This is a genomic window from Janthinobacterium sp. AD80 (genome assembly GCF_002878455.1).
Lineage (GTDB): Bacteria > Pseudomonadota > Gammaproteobacteria > Burkholderiales > Burkholderiaceae_D > Janthinobacterium.
Genome location: NZ_NRDQ01000198.1, coordinates 1 through 15361, shown reverse-complemented (window position 1 = coordinate 15361; position 15361 = coordinate 1). Strand labels below are relative to the sequence as shown.

Sequence of the window (15361 nt, the reverse complement as noted above, 5' to 3'; positions counted from 1 at the left end):
CACTGCGGTGGGCGCGGCAGGGGCGGTTGCGGGCGCGGCCGCGTCGAGGCGGGCCTGGGCCGAGGCCAGCAATTCGGCCTGGGTGCTGGAGGCGATGCCGAACAGCTGGCGGCTATACGCCAGCACGCTTTCGATATTCGGCTGCGCCTGGCTGGTGCTGTAGCTGAAGAAATCGCGCGGATCCTGCGTTTCCAGCAGGTGCTGCGCCGTTTCCGCCGTGTGCGACAGGGCGGCCTTGCCTGCATTCAGGTTCAAGGCGATGATTTTTTCGGCGCTTTCAAAGACTTTATTCGTCAGGGTGTTGAAAATCTGTAACTGGCTTTCCAGTTGCGATTTTGCGGCCTCGGAAAATTGTTCAGGAATTGGAAACATATTTACTCCCTTGTACGGATTAAAATGCTGGCAAAACGCTCTGCAAAATCCCGAACACCAGAGTTGGCCGCGTTTTGTAAAGTAGGTAGCGTGCTGAATAGCCAATGAAGCCTGATTATGATGCAACGCAATATGAATATTCTAGCGGTGATTCGAGTTGGTTGAAAGTTATTTTTCTTAAACGTGCCAGGGGTGTGCTGCCTGTATTCATCAGCCTGTCAGCGTTTGCGCAAAGTTTGCGCGCGCGCAAGGCGACCGATGTGTATCTATGGCTATGCTTTTGCCAGTCGCCATATTCTTGCGGTGCAGCAAATCCTGGGAAGCCAGTAAAATGCCCGGCGGCTGCAGCAGCCGCTTAGATAGTCAAGCAAGGAGTAAGCGCATGGATGTCGTCATCCGCAATGCCAGTCTGCCCGATGGGCGCCGCGCCATCGATATCGCCATCGAAGGCGGCCGCATCGCCGCCGTCGGCGCCGTCTTGCCCGTGACGGGCGCGCAGGAGATCGACGCGGCCGGCGACCTGGTCACGCCGCCATTCGTCGACGCCCACTTTCACATGGATGCCACGCTCAGCTACGGCCTGCCGCGCGTGAATGCGTCCGGCACCCTGCTCGAAGGCATCGCGCTGTGGGGCGAACTGAAACCGCAGCTGACGCAGGATGCGCTGATCGAACGGGCCTTGCAGTATTGCGACTGGGCCGTGGCGCGCGGCCTGCTGGCCATCCGCTCGCACGTGGATATCTGCGATCCGCGCCTGCTGGCCGTCGAAGCGCTGCTCGACGTCAAGCGCCAGGTGGCGCCGTATCTCGACCTGCAGCTGGTGGCCTTTCCGCAGGATGGCATTTTGCGCAGCCCCGGTGCCTTCGATAACCTGAAGCGCGCCATTGCCATGGGCGTCGACGTGGTGGGCGGCATCCCGCACTTCGAGCGCACCATGGCCGACGGCGCGGAATCCGTGCGCCTGCTGTGCGAATTCGCCTGTGAGCGCGGCCTGATGGTGGATATGCATTGCGACGAGTCGGACGACCCGCTGTCGCGCCACATCGAAACCCTGGCTTTTCACAGCCAGCGCCTTGGCATGCAGGGCAGGGTGACGGGTTCGCACCTGACGTCCATGCACTCGATGGACAATTACTATGTCAGCAAACTGCTGCCCCTGATCCGCGAGGCGGGCGTGGCGGCGATCGCCAACCCGCTCATCAACATCACCCTGCAGGGCCGCCACGACAGCTATCCGAAACGGCGCGGCATGACGCGCGTGCCCGAGATGCTGGCCGCCGGCATCCCCGTCGCCTTTGGCCACGACTGCGTGATGGACCCGTGGTACAGCCTTGGCTCGGGCGACATGCTGGAAGTGGCGCACATGGGACTGCACGTGGCGCAGATGACGGGCCAGCAAGCCATGCACGACTGCTTCCTGGCCGTCACCGAGACGCCGGCGGCCATCCTGGGCCTGGACGGCTATGGCATCGCGCCCGGCTGCCATGCGGACTTGCTGATCCTCGATTGCGGCAGTACCGTGGAAGCGCTGCGCCTGCGCGCGGCGCGGCGCCTGGTGCTGCGGCGCGGGAAAATCGTCAGCGAGGCGCCGCGCGCCGCGTCGCGCCTGCACCTGCCGGGGCGGCCCGACAGCGTGAATTTCCGCCTCGGCCGCTGATCCATGCAGGCGTGCGCCACTGGACGAGGTGGTACAAATCCCCGACAATCGTTGCACACTAATGCTGCCGGAGCTAGACCTTGAAAGAAATTGACATCCGACCCGCACGGGAATCCGACTTCGACGCCATGTGGGAGATTTTCCATACCCTGGTCGCCGGCGGCGATACCTACCCTTTTCCCGCCAATACGACGCGCGAAGAATGCCGCACCTACTGGTTCGGCCCCGGCGTGCAAAGCTTCGTCGCCATGATGGGCGCGGAGCGCCTGCTGGGCATGTACAAGCTGGTGGCCAACCAGCCGGGCCATGGATCGCACGTGGCCAACGCCTCGTTCATGGTCGACCCGGCCGCCCAGGGCGTGGGCGTGGGCCGCATGCTGGGCGTGCACTGCATGGAAGAAGCGCGCCGCGCCGGCTTCCTGGCGATGCAGTTCAACTTTGTCGTCAGCACCAACCTGGCCGCCGTCACCCTGTGGAAAAAGCTGGGCTTTAGCATCATCGGCACCCTGCCGCTGGCCTACCGCCATGCGCACCTGGGCTATGTCGACGCCTACGTGATGTACCAGCTGCTGACCGACCCGATGCAGTGGCCAGCATGAGCGCCGCCATGACCGAAGCGCTGACCATCATCGAAACACCCCGCTTGCGCCTGCGCACCGCCACGCCGGACGATGCAGCCTTCTACATGGAACTGGTCAACGACCCGTCGTGGATCGCCAACATCGGCCAGCGCAATATCCATACGCTGGAAGCGGCCCGCGCGGCGCTGGAAGCGGGGCCCATGGCGCAGTTCCGCGCGCATGGCTACTCCCTGTACATCGTCGAGCAGCGCAGCGATGGCGCGCCAGTGGGCATGGCCGGCCTGGTACGCCGCGACAGCCTGCCCGGCCCCGATATCGGCTACGCCATCCGGCCCGCCTACTGGGGCCAGGGCTATGCCTGGGAAGCGGCGGCGGCCATCGTGCGGCATGCGCAGCAGGTGCTGGGCCTGCGCACCCTGTACGGCATCACCTCGCAGCAGAACCAGGCGTCGATCAACCTGCTCAACAAGCTGGGCCTGCGCTTCGAGCGTTTCTCGCGCCTGCCGCCCGAGGGCCGGGAGACGAATATCTACCGCAAGGATTTTCGCCTGGATTGAGGCGGCAAAATCCGTCACAGCGAAGTGAAAAAAAGTATTTAGAAAGCCGCGTCTTTTGTAGTGGTGGCACGCGGTCTTTGTTTTTATAGTTGGCATACCGGTGGAAAACCGCCGGACTATAAAAATGGAGACGTGTTATGAAAATCATGACTGCTGTTGCATGGGGCGCCCTCATGTCCGCCGGGTTTGCAGACGCTTTGGCGCAAAGCTGCTCGGTGCCCGTGATCAAGGTGCTGGCGCAAAAAAGCCTGGGCCTGACGGTGATGGAAAAGTCCCTCGCCGAGTATGAAAAGAAAAGCGGCACCAAAGTACAAATCAGCTATTTCGGCGAAAACGACCGCCGCTCGAAAGCCCGCCTCGATGCCTCCACCAAGGCCGGCTCCTACCAGATCTATTACATCGACGAAGCCAACGTGGCCGAATTTGCCACGGCAGGCTGGGTCGTCCCCCTGCTCAAGTACCTGCCCAAGGAAGCCGACTACGAGGACTTCCTGCCGGGCCGCCGCGCCGTCGCCTCGTACAAGGGCGTGGCGTATTTCGCGCCCCTGATCGGCGGCAGCGACTTCCTGTTTTATCGCCGCGACCTGCTGGAAAAGGCCGGCATCGCCGTGCCGAAGACGCTCGACGAACTGGTTGCCGCGGTGAAGAAAATGAACAGCCCGCCGAACATGTACGGCTGGGCGGCGCGGGGCCAGCGCGGCTCGGGCATGAATGTCTGGCGCTGGTCGCCGTTCATGCTGGCCGCCGGCGGCAAGTGGGAAAAGGACGGCGTGCCGACCTTCAATTCGCCGCAGGCCGTGAAAGCCACCACCCTGTACCGCGACCTGTTCAAGTATTCGCCGCCGGGCGGCGCCACCTACGACTGGAGCAACGCGCTCGAAGCGTTCAGGTCGGGCAAGGTGGCCTTCATGATCGAGTCGACGCCGTTTGCCGACTGGATGGAAGACCCGAAAAAATCCTCGGTGGTCGACAAGGTCGGCTATGTGCGCCCGCCCGCGCCGCTGGCGTCGGCCGCGTATGGCCACGGCCTGGCCATCTCCGCCACGGGCGCGAAGGATGAATGCACGCGCCAGGCAGCCGGCAAGTTCATCGCTTTCGCCACGGGCAAGGAGCAGGAACAGGCGCGCCTGAAGGACAACGTCTTCAGCGACTACAACCGCAGCAGCACCATCAACAGCGACTACTTCCGCAAGCACGTCAAGCCGCAGATCCAGGCGGGCCTGACGGACACCACGCCCGTCTCGCGCGTCACCATCTGGCCTAGCCCCGAGTGGCCGGACATCGGCGACAACCTGGGCGTGGTGCTGGAAGAAGTGTTTACCGGCACGCGCGGCGACGTGCAAAGCGCGCTCGATGAGGCGAATGAGTACGCGACCGAGGTAGTTTCGCGGGCGAAGAAGCGTAAGTAAATTCCTTCACCCCAACATCTGCACAGCCGGGGTCGGACGGGGACGCCTAGTCCCTGAGGGTCCGACCCCAGTCCTCGCCTTTGGGGTGAAAAATGACGCTAACGTACGAGCCTGAAAGCTGATTCCCATGCCGCATACCATCCGTAAAAAACGCCACACCTGGCTGCCGGCGGTGTTCCTCACCTTGCCGCTGCTGGTCCTGCTGGTGCTGGGCCTGGTGCCCAGCATCGCCGCCATCAACCTGGCCCTGCAAAACCGCGTGCTGCGCTACAGCGACAGCGAGTATGTGGGCCTGGCCAATTTTATCCGCCTGTTTGGCGACCGCCGCTTCGTCAATGCCGTGCAGGTATCGGCCATCTGGGAAGTGGTCACCGTGGCCGGCTCGCTGATTGTCGGCGTGCTGCTGGCCGTGTTCCTGTTTGAAAAAGTGAAGGGCCGCACGCGGGACGTCATCGCGCTGCTCTTGATCGTGCCCGTGCTGCTGCCGCGCGTCTCGGCCGCCTTCCTCTGGAAGTTCATGTATTCGCCGCTGATGGGCATATTGAACTGGATGCTCGAATGCGTGGGCCTGGGCGGCACGGCCCTGCTGTCCGATCCCGCCACGGCCCTGTACGCGGTGGCGCTGGTCGACATCTGGCAGTGGGGCCTGTTCTTTGGCGCCGTGATCCTGAAGCTGCTGGAAACCCTGCCCGGCGAACCGCTGGAAGCGGCGCGCCTCGACTACGCCAGCACCTTGCAGGTGTATGCCTACATTGCGCTGCCGATGCTCAAGGTACCCATCATGAGCCTGGTGTTCATCAAGATGGTCGAGTCGCTGCGCTCGTTTGACCTGATCTACGTGATGACCAAGGGCGGCCCCGGCATTTCCACGGAAACGCTGGACATGTACGCGTATGCGCAGGGCATCGGCCTGATGGGCAAGGTGTCATACGCCTCCAGCATGGCCGTGCTGATGATGCTGGCCACGACCGTTATTTTCACCTTACTCTGGAAGCGGGTCGCCAAATGGGAAAACTGACTAAGAACACCCTAGCCAAACCTACTGCGCAGCGCGATTTGCGGCCTCCGGTGCTCACTGTGCATGCGCACAGCTCCGCTTCTCAGCCACAACTCACATCTGCTCGCAACGGTTTTGTCAGGTGTCTTAGGGTGCTGCGCACCCCGGGCGGCGCCAGCGCCGTCGCCACCACCGCCATCACCACAGCGATCGTGCTGGTGGCGCTGTTCCCCATCCTGTGGGCCGTGCTCAATTCCTTCAAGGAGCTGATGGACATCGTCACGCCCGTGCCGCGCTTTTTCTTCAGCCCGACACTGGCCAACTACCAGCAGGTGCTGGCCAGTCCCGAGGTACTCACGGGGCTGGGCAACAGCGTGGCCATCGTCGGCGTGGCCGTGCTGCTGGGTGCCGTGCTGGGCGTGCCGGCCGCGTATGCGATCGCCCGCTATCCGATACCGGCCAAGAAGGATATCCAGTTCTTCCTGCTGTCGCTGCGCTTTTTGCCGCCGGTCGCCGTCGCCATTCCACTGATCTCGATCTGGATCGACCTGGGGCTGTACGACTCGCGCCTGTCGATGGTGGTGACGTATCTGCTGGTGACGCTGTCGACCATCATCTGGCTGTCGATTCCCGCCTTTGCCCGCATTCCGAAAGAGATCGAGGAAGCGGCCGCGCTGGACGGCTATGGCCCCTACCAGGTGTTCTGGTACGTGGCCCTGCCGGTGGCGTCGAAAACCCTGATGGGCGGCATCGTCTTCAGCTTCGTGCTGGTCTGGAATGAACTGATGATCGCGCTGGCGCTCACCTCCTCGAAAAGCATGACATTACCCGTGGTGGCGTCGGCGTTTACCTCGATGGGCCAGGAAGTGCCGTGGGGCGTGGTGAACGCCTCCACCGTGCTGCTGGCGCTGCCGCCGCTGCTGTTCGTCGGCATCCTGGGACGGCTGCTCAACTCCATGCTCAAACATAAATAAGGAATCCCATCATGCAAGCTCTCGTACTGGAACAGGCGAAAAAAATCACCCTGCGCGACATCGACATGCCGCTCGTCGTCGGCCCGCGCGACGTGAAAATCAGGATACACACCGTGGGCATCTGCGGCAGCGACGTGCATTACTTCAAACATGGCAAGATCGGCCCGTTCGCCGTCGAAGCGCCGATGGTGCTGGGCCACGAGGCGTCCGGCGTGGTGGCGGAAGTGGGCGATGAAGTGACGCACCTGAAGGTGGGCGACCGCGTTTGCATGGAGCCGGGCGTGCCGCAGTTCGATTCGCCGGCCACCATGCGCGGCCTGTACAACCTTGATCCTGCCGTGCGCTTTTGGGCCACGCCGCCCATCCACGGCTGCCTCACGCCGTATGTCGTGCACCCGGCCTCGTTCACCTTCAAGCTGCCCGACAACGTCAGCTTCGGCGAAGGCGCCATCGTCGAACCGCTGGCCATCGGCCTGCAGGCGGCGAAAAAGGCCGCCATCAAGCCGGGCGACGTGGCGGTGGTGATCGGCGCCGGCACCATCGGCGCCATGAACACCCTGGCGGCACTGGCGGGCGGCTGCTCGCGCGTGATCCTGGCCGACCTGGTGCCGGAAAAACTGGCCCTGTTCGCGGACAATCCTGCCGTGACCACGGTCGACGTGCGCCACGCCAGCCTGGCGGAGACGGTGAGTGAACTGACGGAAGGCTGGGGCGCCGACATCGTCTTTGAAGCCAGCGGCAGCATGCGCGCCTACGACAACATCACCGGCCTGCTATGCCCGAACGGCTGCCTGGTGCTGGTCGGCATGCCGCCCGAGAACGTACCCTTCGATATTGTCGCCATCCAGGCCAAGGAAGTGCGCATCGAGTCGGTCTTCCGCTACGCAAACATCTTCCCGCGCGCGATCGCCTTGCTCGCTTCCGGCAAGATCGACGTCAAGCCTTTCATTTCGCGCACCTTCGGCTTTGCCGATGGCGTGCAGGCGTTCGAGGAAGCGGCCAAGGGCCATCCGCGCGACGTCAAGATCCAGATCGAACTGGCAGGAGCGTAACCATGGCAAACATCGCTTGCAGGCAGCTGCACAAGACTTATGACCAGAAGACGGCCGTGCTGCAGCCGTTCGACCTGGAGATCGACGACGGCGAATTCATCGTCCTGCTGGGGCCATCGGGCTGCGGCAAATCGACCCTGCTGCGCATGATCGCGGGTCTGGAAGACATCAGCGGCGGCGAGCTGCATATCGGCGGCGCCATCGTCAACGACCTGCCGCCGCGCGCGCGCAACGTGGCGATGGTGTTCCAGAACTACGCGCTGTATCCGCACATGACGGTGTACGACAATATTGCCTTCGGCCTGCGCCGCCTGAAGGTGCCGAACGACGAGATCGAGCGCCGCGTGCGCGAGGTGGCAGCCATCCTCAGCCTGGACAGCCTGCTCGAGCGCAAGCCGCGCGCCATGTCGGGCGGCCAGCAGCAGCGCACGGCCATTGCGCGCGCCATGATCAAGACGCCGCAAGTGTTCCTGTTCGACGAGCCGCTGTCGAACCTGGACGCCAAGCTGCGCGCGCAGCTGCGCGCCGACATCAAGCGCCTGCACCGCCGCCTGCGCACCACCACCCTGTACGTCACGCATGACCAGCTCGAAGCCATGACCCTGGCCGACCGGGTGGTGCTGATGAAGGGCGGGCATATCGAGCAGATCGGCACGCCGGCACAGCTGTACAACCATCCGCGCACCCTGTTCGCGGCAGGGTTTATCGGCACCCCTGCCATGAACTTCATCGATGGCGTGATCGAGAAAGAAAACGGGCAAACGCTGCTCGTGTGCGCCGGCTACCGCTGGCCGCTCGTCTCACCCCGCTTCGCCGCGTTGCCGGCGGGTGGCCGCGTGGTGTTTGGCCTGCGGCCGAACCACTTGCGGGCGGCGCAGCAGCAGGAAGCTGCGGGCACGCATGGCCTGGCGTGCGCCATCGATCTGGTGGAGCTGCTGGGCGCCGAAGCGCTGATCAGTTTCCAGTGCGGCGCCTTGACCTTGTCGGCCCTGCTGCCGGCGAATGCGGCCAACAGCGCGGCGCAGGTGGGCCAGACCCTGGCACTGGCTTTCGACGAAGAACACATGCACCTGTTCGACGCCGACAGCGGCCTGGCAGTGGCCGCGGGCTGAAGTCGTTAGAATAGGTGACCGAGACCGTGCAAGGGAACTGCCGTGACGCCTGACCTGGAACTGATCCACAAACCGATCCACGAATCGTTTCGCGCGTGGGCGCACGGCTATCCGCATGCGGTGGCGAAATGGCATTTTCATCCTGAATATGAACTGCACATCATCACCACGTCGACGGGGAAATTCTTTGTCGGCGACCATATCGGCAGCTATGCGCCCGGCAACCTGGTGCTGACGGGGCCGAATTTGCCGCACAACTGGGTCAGCGAACTGGCCGAAGGCGTGCAGCTGCCTGCGCGCGACCTGGTGCTGCAGTTTTCCAGCGACTTCGTCGAGCGCTGTGCACTGCTGTTTCCGGAAATGGCGCCGCTGAAAACCCTGCTGGGCGAGGCGGGCAGGGGCTTGCAGTTTCCCGATGCGCTGGGCCTGCGTCTGGCGCCGCTGCTGGCCGAGCTGACGACGGCGCAGGGTCCGCGCCGCGTGGAACTGTTCGCGCGCCTGTTCGGCGACCTGTGCGACTGCCGCGAAAGGCGTCCGCTGGCCAGTGTCAACTACCTGGCGCAGGCGGGACGCTACATGTCCTCGACCATCAACCTGGTGCTGGCCTACATCAAGCAAAACATTACCCTGGATTTCTGCGAGCAGGACGTGGCCGACGTGGCGGAAATGAACACCTTGAAATTCACGCGTTTCTTCCGCAAGCATACGGGCACCTCCTTCATCCATTACGTCAACCAGGAACGCATCGCGCTGGCCTGCGAGCTGCTGATGAATACGGACATGAAGGTCACGGATATCTGCTACCGCACGGGGTTCAACAATCTCTCCAATTTCAACCGCCAGTTTTTGGCGCACAAGCAGATGTCGCCGTCGAAATTCCGCTCCTGCCTGCACATGAACATGCCCGAGTCGTTTTCCTGACGGCCTTTTTCACTTTTTTTATGGAACCATCGTGACATATCTCGGTATCGATATCGGCACTTCCGAAGTCAAGGCCATCCTCACGGATGACGCGCAAGCCATCCTCGCCAGCGCCGGCGTGACCCTGCGCGTCTCCAGCCCGCACCCCGGCTGGTCGGAACAGAATCCCGAAGACTGGTGGCACGCCACCCTGGACGTCATCGCCGCCATCCGTGCCGCGCAGCCGGTGGCGTTTTCCGGCCTGCGCGGCATCGCGCTGTCGGGTCAGATGCATGGCGCCACCTTGCTCGACAAGCAGCAGCACGTGCTGCGCGCGGCCATCCTGTGGAACGACACGCGCGCGTTTGCCGAATGCGTGGAACTGGAAGCACTGGTGCCCGAATCGCGCGCCATCACGGGCAACCAGGCCATGCCCGGTTTCACGGCGCCCAAGCTGCTCTGGCTGCAAAAATACGAGCCGTCGCTGTTCCGCGCCACGGCCAAGGTCTTGCTGCCCAAGGATTACGTGGCGCTGCGCCTGACGGGCGAGTATGTGTCCGACATGTCCGACGCTTCCGGCACCTTGTGGCTGGACGTGGCCAGGCGCGACTGGTCCGAGCGCATGCTGGCTGCCACCGGCCTGTCGCGCGAACACATGCCGCGCCTGGTCGAGGGCAGCGCCGCGGCCGCGCAGGTGCGCCCGTCGCTGTGCCAGGAATGGGGCATCGCGCACCCGGTGCTGCTGGCCGGCGGCGCGGGCGATAATGCGGCCGCCGCCGTCGGCCTGGGCGTGGTGGAGCCGGGTGCCGGCCTGCTGTCGCTGGGCACTTCCGGCGTGCTGTTCGCGGGCAGCGACGGCTTCGCGCCCAATCCTGGCCAGGGCGTGCACGCGTTCTGCCATTGCCTGCCCGAGCGCTGGCACCAGATGAGCGTGATCCTCAGCGCAGCCTCCAGCCTCAGTTGGGTGGCGCGGCTGACGCAGTCGTCCGACATCGGAGAATTGGTGGCGCTGGCGGAAAGCGTCGAGGCGCGCACGGCGCCCGTCTTCCTGCCGTATTTGAGCGGCGAGCGCACGCCGCATAACGACGCCACGGCGCGCGGGGTGTTTTTCGGTTTGTCGACGGAACACGGGCGCGCGGAACTGGCTTACAGCGTGATGGAAGGCGTGGCCTTTGCCATGGCCGATGGCAATGCGGCCCTGCGCAGCGCCGGCACGCAGTTGCAGGAAGCGTCGTTCGTCGGCGGTGGCTCGCGCAGCCGCTTCTGGGCGCAGCTGTGCGCGAATGCCTCGGGCTTGCACGTGCTGCGCCACGACCATGGCGTAGCTGGCGGCACCCTGGGCGCGGCGCGCCTGGCGCAGATGGCGGTGACGGGCTTGCCGCCCGCGCAGGTGTGCACGCGTCCGGCCGTGCAGGAGAGCATCGCGCCGCAGGCCAGCGGCGTGCTAGATGAGCGCCTGGCGCGCTACCGGCGTTTGTATCCGCTGCTGCGCGAGGAGTTTGCGGGTGCGGCGAGGTAGCGGTATTGCAGCCTGGCTGTCGCCGGGCTTACGGCATTCCCTCGCGTGCCGCTTGATGCCAGTCAAGCGGCCCCCGATCAGCGAAAAATCCCGCCTGAATTCTTATACTATTTCCTTTCCGCATGTATTTGCGCCGGGCCGCATGGCGCGCCTTGCAAAGGAAAACCATGTTGCCGACTTTCCGCCTGCCGGGTGACCCATGACGGCGCTGCTGCTGGCGCTGTGCCTGTTCCTGGCCGTCGTGCTGAGCGTGCTGCTGGCGTGCCAGTGGCATGCCGCGCGGGGCTGGCGCCGGCGCCACGCCACCAGCGCCATGCTGCAGGCGCGCGGGCTGGCGCTGCTCGATGCCTTGCCGGCGGCTGTCATCGGCACCGACCGGGAAGGCGTGGTGCAGTACCTGAATCCCCGCGCCAGTGCCCTGGGCGGCCTGCTGCCCGCCGATGGCCTGGGCTTGCCCGTGTCGCAGCTGCTGCCGCTGTTCCACGATGGCACGCCGATCGACGCGGCGCGCCAGGTGCGCGAGTGCGTGGCGCAGCAGGAAGTGCTGGAAGTGGCGCGCGGCGCCGTGCTGCTGCGCCATCTCGATGGCAAGCGCATCGACGTGCAGTACAGCTGCGCGCCGCTGGCGCAGGGCGGCGCGGTGCTGCTGCTGCACGACGTGTCGGCCCGCCGGCGCGCCGAGCAGCAATTGGAGTTCATCGCCCATCACGATGGCTTGACGGGACTGCCGAACCGCCTGCATTTCCAGATCCGCTTCGAGCACGGCATCGCCTATGCGCGCCGCCACCAGGGTTTGCTCGCGGTGCTGTTCGTCGACATCGACCGCTTCAAGGCCATCAACGACAGTCTGGGGCACGACGTGGGCGACCAGGTGCTGACGGAGTTCGCGCGCCGGGTACAGCAGTGCGTGCGCAAGGTCGACACGGTGGCGCGCCAGGGCGGCGATGAATTCATCATCTTGCTGACGGAGCTGCGCACGGCGCAGGATGCCGAGCGGGTAGCCGAGAAAATCGTCGGCGCCATCGCCGCCCCCTTCGTCATCGGCGAATACAGCCTGACGGTGGCGGCCAGCGTGGGCGTGGCCCTGTATCCGGATGACGACGATGACGTCAATGCGCTGATCGAGAAAGCCGACCTGGCCATGTATGCGGCCAAGCGCCACGCGCCTGGCACCTGCCTGCGCTATGCGGCGCGCATGCAGACGCAGTCCTATTCGCGCACCATCCTCGAGACAGCGTTGCGCCATGCGCTCGAGCGCAACGAGTTCGTGCTGTACTACCAGCCGCGCATGGATTTGCAGACGCGCAGCATCACGGGCGTGAAGGCGCTGCTGCGCTGGAAGCATCCGGAGCTGGGCCTGATGATGCCGCTCGATTTTTTGCATGTGCTTGAAGAAAGCGCCCTGATCCTGCCCGTGGGCGCGTGGGTGCTGGCCACGGCCGTGGAGCAGGCGCGCAGCTGGATCGAACAGGGGCAGCCGCTGACGGTGTCCGTCAGCCTGTCGGCGCGCCAGTTCTACCAGCGCGACATCGTGCGCAATTTCGCCGCCGCGCTGGAGGCGGCCGGCGTGCCCGGCCACTGCATCGAACTGGAAATCGCCGCCGCCATCCTGATCGACAGCAATCAGAATTGCGAGCTGATACTGCGCCAGTTCCGCCAGTTGGGCATCGCCATCGCCATCAGTGATTTCGGCACGGGCGAAGCGTCGCTGAACTACCTGAAGCGCTTTCCCACGGATGCCGTGAAGATCGAAAAATGCTTCATCGACGACCTGGGCAAGCCCGGCGGCGACGGCGCCATGGTGTGCGCCATCGTCGCCATGGCGCACACGCTCAGGCTGCGCACCATCGCCGGCGGCGTGGAAAACGCCGAGCAGCTGGAGCTGCTGGCCGAGATGGGCTGCGACGAGGCGTTCGGCTATTTCCTCGGCCGCGCCATGGCGCCGGACGGCGTCGAGGCGCTGCTCAAGAGCGGCGCCGCCGTGTAGCGTACAACAGCCTAGAACTTGTAGCGCAGCGACAGCATGGCGTTGCGCGGATCGCCGTAGTAGCCGCCCATGCCCGTCGAGTAGTACTGCTTGTCGAAGACGTTGTTCACGTTCAGGGTCGCCACCAGCTGCGGGCTGAGCGGGTACTGCGCCATCAGTCCCGCCACCGCATACGCCTTCTGCGTGAAGCGCTCGCCGTTCGGCCCGCGGTCATCCATGTAGATATCGCTCTGCCAGTTCACGCCGCCGCCCAGCACCAGCCCCGGCACGCCTTGCGCCAGGCGCCAGGTGGTCCACAGCTTGGCCATGTTCTGCGGCTGGTTGGTCTGGATGCGCGCGCCGGCCGCATTGCGGATGCGGCTGTAGGCATAGCTGGCCGTCAGTTGCCAGTCCGGGCGCAGCTGGCCCGACACTTCCGCCTCGACACCGCGCGTGGTAGCGCCTTTCACCGTGTGGTAGGCATAGGAGCCGCCGCCCGTGCCGATGATCCAGACGTTGCCCGGATCGGCTTCGGCCAGGTTTTCCTGCTTCAGCTGGAACACGGCGGCGCTGGTGGTGAGCTTGCCGCCGAAGAATTCCCCCTTGGCACCCACTTCATAGTTCTTGCCTTCCAGCGGCGCCAGGAAGCGGCTGTTGACGTCGCGCTGGCTTTGCGGCGTGAAGATGCTGGTGTAGCTGGCGTAGGCCGACCAGTGCCGTCCCAGGTCGTAGACCAGGCCCGCATACGGCGTGATCTTGCCGTTTTCGCGCATCGCGTCGTACAGGTCCGTGTCCTCAAAATAATCGCTGCGGATGTCGCGCTTCCAGTACGACAGGCGCGCACCGAGGATGACCGACAGCGCTTGCGTCGGACGCAGGCGCAGGGTGGAATACACGCCGCTTTCGCGCTCCTTGTCGTAGGAGCTGCCCAGGCGCGTGCCGCTGTAGTCGGGTACCGGCATGTCGCCATTCCAGGCGTGGATATCCGGCACCGTATAGTCATAGCCGGCGAGGCGCCAGCCCGGATAGATCGGGCTGTTCGTCTTGAGTTCCGAGGCGCTCACGCCCAGCACCAGTTCATGCTGGCGGCCGAAGGCCTGGAACGGGCCGCTGACATACGCGTCGAGCGAGGTCTGTTGCGGCTTGCTGTGCCAGTTGGCCAGCCACAGCTTCATGCCGCCGCCCGTCAGACGGTCCGGGTAGCCGTTGCCGGAAAAGCCCTGCAAGGCATCGTACCGGTTGCTGCTGCGGCTCACGGCCACCTTGGCGACCCAGTCGTTGTCGAAATAATGGTCGAGCGTGGCGAACAGCATGCTCTGTTCGCGGTCATACGTGCTCCACGCGGCCGTGCCGTTCATCGAGCGGGGGAAGCGCGTCTGCGAGCCGTCGGCATAGAACATGGGGAAGTCGCGCCCCGCGCCCTTGAGTTTTTCCTTCTGGTAGTTGATGCCGGCGCTGAGCACCGTCGATGGTGTCAGGTCCGCTTCGACAATGGCGTACAGCACGTCCTTTTTCTGCTGGTAGCGGTCGATGAAGGAGCGCTGGTCTTCATGCGCGGCGACGATGCGCGCGCGCACCCTGCCATCGGCCGTGAGTGGCGTCGAGATGTCGCCTTCGATGCGGTAGCGGTCCCACGAGCCGGCTTGCGCGCCGGCAGTGGCGGCAAACGCGCGGCCCGGACGCTTGCGCACCAGGTTGATGGCTGCCGACGGGCTGCCCGTGCCGCTGATCAGGCCCGTCGCGCCGCGGATGATTTCAACGCGGTCGTAGATGGCCATGTCGAAGGTGCGTGCCTCCAGGTTCTTGCTGGTCGGGATACCGTCGAACATGTACGACGTGACTTCAAAACCGCGTGAAAACACCTGGTCGTATTCGCGCGTGCTCGACGAATGGTCGACCGTGATGCCGGGCGCCTGCAGCAGCACGTCCTGCAAGGTGCGCAAGCCCTGGTCGTCGATCTGCTGGCGCGTGATGACGCTGACGGCCTGCGGCGTTTCGCGCAGCGACAGGTTCAGGCGGGTGGCGCTGGTCAGGCCTGCGTAGCCGCGCTTGCCCTCTGTGGTGCCATCGCGCAGGGCGCTGGAACTGACGGCCACTTCACCCAGGGTGGCGGCGATCGGCGCGCCGGTGGAGGCAGCACCCGCCTTGCGCAGCACGTAGCCGCGTTCGCCGCTGGGCAGCGCTTCCAGGCCCGTGCCGGCCAGCAGGCGGGCCAGCGCCTGCGGCACCGTGTAGCTGCCGTTCAGGCCCGGTGTGCGCACCCCT

At 64.7% G+C, this 15361-nt stretch carries 12 protein-coding genes and 1 pseudogene; 11 read left to right on the top strand and 2 right to left on the bottom strand.

Going from position 1 to position 15361, the window contains the following annotated elements; genetic code table 11:
* The coding region (locus JaAD80_RS26495) for a phasin family protein (RefSeq protein ID WP_146012549.1) at nt 1-372 on the bottom strand (372 nt) is incomplete at its 3' end.
* A 382-nt stretch (nt 373-754) separates the two neighbouring features.
* Here JaAD80_RS26495 and JaAD80_RS26490 point away from each other — a divergent pair.
* The 11 genes and pseudogenes from JaAD80_RS26490 (at nt 755) to JaAD80_RS26440 (ending at nt 13117) form a co-directional block, all read left to right on the top strand.
* Nucleotides 755-2029 carry an amidohydrolase family protein gene (locus tag JaAD80_RS26490; RefSeq protein ID WP_102299020.1) on the top strand — a complete coding sequence of 425 codons (1275 nt, stop codon included), beginning with the start codon at nt 755-757 and terminating at the stop codon, nt 2027-2029.
* An 80-nt stretch (nt 2030-2109) separates the two neighbouring features.
* A complete protein-coding gene (locus JaAD80_RS26485; protein ID WP_102299018.1) occupies nt 2110-2628 on the top strand; it encodes a GNAT family N-acetyltransferase in 519 nt (172 codons plus the stop codon).
* Entirely contained in the window at nt 2625-3167 is a 543-nt protein-coding gene (locus JaAD80_RS26480; protein ID WP_102299016.1) for a GNAT family N-acetyltransferase, read from the top strand. Before JaAD80_RS26485 ends, JaAD80_RS26480 begins: the two co-directional genes overlap by 4 nt.
* A 137-nt stretch (nt 3168-3304) precedes the next feature.
* Nucleotides 3305-4576 (top strand): sugar ABC transporter substrate-binding protein, encoded by a 1272-nt coding sequence (locus JaAD80_RS26475; RefSeq protein WP_102299014.1) that lies wholly within the window; start codon nt 3305-3307, stop codon nt 4574-4576.
* A 127-nt stretch (nt 4577-4703) separates the two neighbouring features.
* Nucleotides 4704-5594, top strand: coding sequence for a carbohydrate ABC transporter permease (locus JaAD80_RS26470; protein ID WP_102299012.1), 891 nt, complete (start codon nt 4704-4706; stop codon nt 5592-5594).
* Between the two features lie 134 nt (nt 5595-5728).
* Nucleotides 5729-6547 carry a carbohydrate ABC transporter permease gene (locus JaAD80_RS26465; RefSeq protein WP_180979604.1) on the top strand — a complete coding sequence of 273 codons (819 nt, stop codon included), beginning with the start codon at nt 5729-5731 and terminating at the stop codon, nt 6545-6547.
* 11 nt (nt 6548-6558) lie between these two features.
* Nucleotides 6559-7599, top strand: a complete 1041-nt coding sequence (locus JaAD80_RS26460) for an NAD(P)-dependent alcohol dehydrogenase (protein ID WP_102299009.1) — start codon at nt 6559-6561, stop codon at nt 7597-7599.
* 2 nt (nt 7600-7601) lie between these two features.
* Nucleotides 7602-8690, top strand: a pseudogene (locus tag JaAD80_RS26455) (ABC transporter ATP-binding protein); the annotation flags it as partial.
* A gap of 63 nt (nt 8691-8753) precedes the next feature.
* A complete protein-coding gene (locus JaAD80_RS26450) occupies nt 8754-9632 on the top strand; it encodes an AraC family transcriptional regulator (RefSeq protein ID WP_102299005.1) in 879 nt (292 codons plus the stop codon).
* Between the two features lie 31 nt (nt 9633-9663).
* Entirely contained in the window at nt 9664-11130 is a 1467-nt protein-coding gene (xylB, locus tag JaAD80_RS26445; RefSeq protein ID WP_102299003.1) for a xylulokinase, read from the top strand.
* 199 nt (nt 11131-11329) lie between these two features.
* Entirely contained in the window at nt 11330-13117 is a 1788-nt protein-coding gene (locus JaAD80_RS26440; protein WP_180979603.1) for a bifunctional diguanylate cyclase/phosphodiesterase, read from the top strand.
* An 11-nt stretch (nt 13118-13128) separates the two neighbouring features.
* Here JaAD80_RS26440 and JaAD80_RS26435 read toward each other — a convergent pair.
* On the bottom strand, nt 13129-15361 hold a 2233-nt coding region (locus tag JaAD80_RS26435; RefSeq protein WP_102299001.1), incomplete at its 5' end, for a TonB-dependent siderophore receptor.

Coding starts and splice junctions, on each gene's coding strand:
- JaAD80_RS26490 (WP_102299020.1), top strand. CDS start 755: ATGGATGTCGTCATCCGCAATGCCAGTCTGCCCGATGGGCGCCGCGCC.
- JaAD80_RS26475 (WP_102299014.1), top strand. CDS start 3,305: ATGAAAATCATGACTGCTGTTGCATGGGGCGCCCTCATGTCCGCCGGG.
- JaAD80_RS26470 (WP_102299012.1), top strand. CDS start 4,704: ATGCCGCATACCATCCGTAAAAAACGCCACACCTGGCTGCCGGCGGTG.
- JaAD80_RS26460 (WP_102299009.1), top strand. CDS start 6,559: ATGCAAGCTCTCGTACTGGAACAGGCGAAAAAAATCACCCTGCGCGAC.
- JaAD80_RS26480 (WP_102299016.1), top strand. CDS start 2,625: ATGAGCGCCGCCATGACCGAAGCGCTGACCATCATCGAAACACCCCGC.
- JaAD80_RS26440 (WP_180979603.1), top strand. CDS start 11,330: ATGACGGCGCTGCTGCTGGCGCTGTGCCTGTTCCTGGCCGTCGTGCTG.